The sequence below is a fragment of the Atribacter sp. genome, from assembly GCF_035418125.1.
Lineage (GTDB): Bacteria > Atribacterota > Atribacteria > Atribacterales > Atribacteraceae > Atribacter > Atribacter allofermentans.
Genome location: NZ_DAOLQM010000277.1, coordinates 1 through 2,684 on the forward strand (window position 1 = coordinate 1; position 2,684 = coordinate 2,684).

A 2,684-nucleotide genomic window follows, 5' to 3' on the forward strand; every position below is an offset into this window, starting at 1 on the left:
GATAAACTCTCATGTCGCCTTGGTGACACCAGATAAGGATGAAAACACTAATTAAATCCATCATTGCGAGGAGCGTCTTGTGCGATGTGGCAATCTCATTTAGCCAATATTTTTTATTCTTATCCAAGGATAAGCAACAAAAAAATTAAAAAATAAAAGCACCCTCCCCGCCGGAAAACAATTCCCCTCCTTGGAGGGGAAATTCATTTGATGGTATTTTCAGGATAGGAAAACTTAAAGCCTCATAAAACTATCTCATAATAACTGAAGAACATACTACGAAAGGCGCCATATTTATCTCTTTTCACTCAAAAATTGCCATATTTCTGATTAAAAAATATTGAATCTAAAAATCAAAGTAGCTTACTTTCATAAAAACCTTTTGTTAAAATGATAACGGAGGTGAAAATAATGGCTCATAAACTACTCGTGGTTAAAATTGGTGCCCGTTCAAATCAGGCTACCAAAGTACAAGAAGTATTAACTAAGCATGGCTGCAGCATCCGAACTCGATTGGGACTCCATGAAACATCTCCCAATTATTGCGCTGAAGATGGATTAGTTATTCTCGAGTTAGCAGATAATCAAGAGGATATTCAAGCATTAAGAAACGATTTGGAAAAATTATCAGGAGTTACCGCTCAATATCTTGAATTATAAAATAATAAAACCTCATCGTGAAGATGAGGTTTTATTATTCATCTAAATAGTAAATTTTATTGACTCATTATACTTGAAACTGGTCCTATTTGATATCCTCGTTTTTGCAAAGTTTCAATAATCTCTGGTAAAACATCGACAGTTTGAAAAAGACTATGAAGGAGAATTATAGAGCCAGATTTAACATTATTTAAAACATTGTCTAATATAGCTTGTCGGTTGTTGGTATGGAACCAATCTCTTGAATCGACTGTCCAAAGCACAATGCCATAACCGCTCATCCCACAAGCTTTCTTGATATTTTCGTCAATTAAACCTCCCGGTGGTCTAAGGTACAATGGCATCTGGCCGGTAGTTTCCACAATACAACTTTCAGCCTTTTCAATATCTTGAAGTAAAACATCAATGGTTTTCCCACCATCCCAGCGGTGAGAATAAGAATGATTTCCTATTTCATGTCCATGACTCACAATTTCTCTGGCTAAGTCAGGATTATTTTTTACTTGGTAACCAACCATAAAAAAGGTTGCCTTGACCCGATAGTTACGCAGTATTTTTAATATCTTTTGAGTATAGATATTGGGAACATCATCAAATGTCAAGGCGACTTTTTTACCAATTCGATAGTTACTGGATAATAGACGAACGCAATTATATCCATAGACCTGATCATCATTCAATCGTAAACCCCAGACTGTTTCTGCAAAGAAACCTACCAGAAAAAAAATCAGAGCAATATTGATCAGGCCTTTTTTATTCATCATATCTTTAATTATAAGATATTATTAATTTTGGTTTCAATGGCCTTTTTAGCTACATAACCTATAATCCGGTCTACTTCTTTTCCTCCATTAAATACAATAAGAGTCGGAATAGCACTAATCCCATAGCGAGCGGCTATTTCACCGCTATCATCGGTATTTAATTTCCCAACTTTTATCTTATCTTTCATATCGTGAGCAATTTCCTCAACAACTGGAGCCATCATTCGACAAGGCATACACCAACTTGCCCAGAAGTCAACCAATACCGGTGTAGTTGATTGAAGAACCTCAACATCAAAATTCGCTTTGTTCAGTTCGATAACCGAATCTGCCATTTTATTCACGCCCCTTTTTGCCAATTTTATGTTCTTTCCCACTTACTAACCTTTTGATATTCTCACTGTGTCTTAAAAACACAAGAGCACAGGCGAATATTCCCCACCAAATAATTTCTGGAGGCTTATTAAAAAGATACAAACCTATGGGCATTAAGAGTGCACCGGTCAAAGAACCCAGAGAGGAATAACGACTAATCAATACCATCCCAATCCAAGATAAAAAGCTAATAATCGCAGCTTGATAGGAAAGGTAAAAAAGAATTCCCACCGTTGTAGCAACACCTTTTCCACCCTTAAAACGGAGAAACACCGACCAGTTATGACCTATGACAATCATGAAAACCGCTAAAAACCATAGGAAGGGATTCTGGATAAAACGTGTTGCTAAATAAGCCCCTAAAAAACCTTTTAAAGCATCAGCAATCCCAGCTAATAATGCCGGAGTAAATCCTAATACTCGAGAAACATTGGTAGCGCCGATATTCCCGCTCCCATATTTCCGAATATCTATCCCCCTAAGCAACCATCCAATAATCACCCCAAATGGAAGCGATCCGATGAGATAATTAATCCCTATAATCCACCATCCAGACATGATAGTTACTCCTTAAATTTTCCAAAAACCAAAGAACCATTATGCCCTCCAAATCCAAATGAGTTAGAAATTGCATTGCGAATTTCCATTTTTTGGGCTTTTTGGGGAACATAGTCTAAATCGCAATCTTCATCTTTTTCTTCAAGGTTGATAGTTGGATGGATAGTATGGTGATATATCCCCAAGACAGTTGCTGCTGCTTCCATAGCCCCAGCTGCTCCTAAAAGATGACCGGTCATAGATTTGGTTGAACTAATTTTTAATTGATACGCTCTATCGGCAAAAACCTTTTTAATTGCCAGTGATTCCATCTTATCATTTAACGGT

General features: G+C 36.8%; 4 protein-coding genes and 1 pseudogene. 1 reads left to right on the forward strand and 4 read right to left on the reverse strand.

The window, feature by feature from the left end; translation table 11 throughout:
• Positions 1-411: 411 nt before the first annotated feature.
• On the forward strand, positions 412-660 hold the full coding sequence (locus PLK24_RS10450; protein ID WP_324478903.1) for a CPF_0552 family protein: 249 nt from the start codon (positions 412-414) through the stop codon (positions 658-660).
• A 56-nt stretch (positions 661-716) separates the two neighbouring features.
• Here PLK24_RS10450 and PLK24_RS10455 read toward each other — a convergent pair whose 3' ends face one another.
• The 4 genes and pseudogenes from PLK24_RS10455 to PLK24_RS10470 form a co-directional block, all read right to left on the reverse strand.
• Entirely contained in the window at positions 717-1,424 is a 708-nt protein-coding gene (locus PLK24_RS10455) for a polysaccharide deacetylase family protein (protein ID WP_324478904.1), read from the reverse strand.
• A gap of 8 nt (positions 1,425-1,432) precedes the next feature.
• Complete coding sequence (trxA, locus tag PLK24_RS10460; RefSeq protein ID WP_324478906.1) at positions 1,433-1,759, reverse strand: thioredoxin; 327 nt, start codon at positions 1,757-1,759, stop codon at positions 1,433-1,435.
• Position 1,760: 1 nt separating this feature from the next.
• Positions 1,761-2,357, reverse strand: coding sequence for a glycerol-3-phosphate 1-O-acyltransferase PlsY (gene plsY, locus PLK24_RS10465; protein ID WP_324478907.1), 597 nt, complete (start codon positions 2,355-2,357; stop codon positions 1,761-1,763).
• 5 nt (positions 2,358-2,362) lie between these two features.
• Positions 2,363-2,684 (reverse strand): annotated as a pseudogene (locus PLK24_RS10470) (beta-ketoacyl-[acyl-carrier-protein] synthase II); the annotation flags it as partial.

What these genes read in the sequence shown, in the direction of transcription:
- PLK24_RS10450 (WP_324478903.1), top strand. Translation starts at nt 412, where the DNA reads ATGGCTCATAAACTACTCGTGGTTAAAATTGGTGCCCGTTCAAATCAG.
- PLK24_RS10455 (WP_324478904.1), bottom strand. Translation starts at nt 1,424, where the DNA reads ATGATGAATAAAAAAGGCCTGATCAATATTGCTCTGATTTTTTTTCTG.
- trxA (WP_324478906.1), bottom strand. Translation starts at nt 1,759, where the DNA reads ATGGCAGATTCGGTTATCGAACTGAACAAAGCGAATTTTGATGTTGAG.
- plsY (WP_324478907.1), bottom strand. Translation starts at nt 2,357, where the DNA reads ATGTCTGGATGGTGGATTATAGGGATTAATTATCTCATCGGATCGCTT.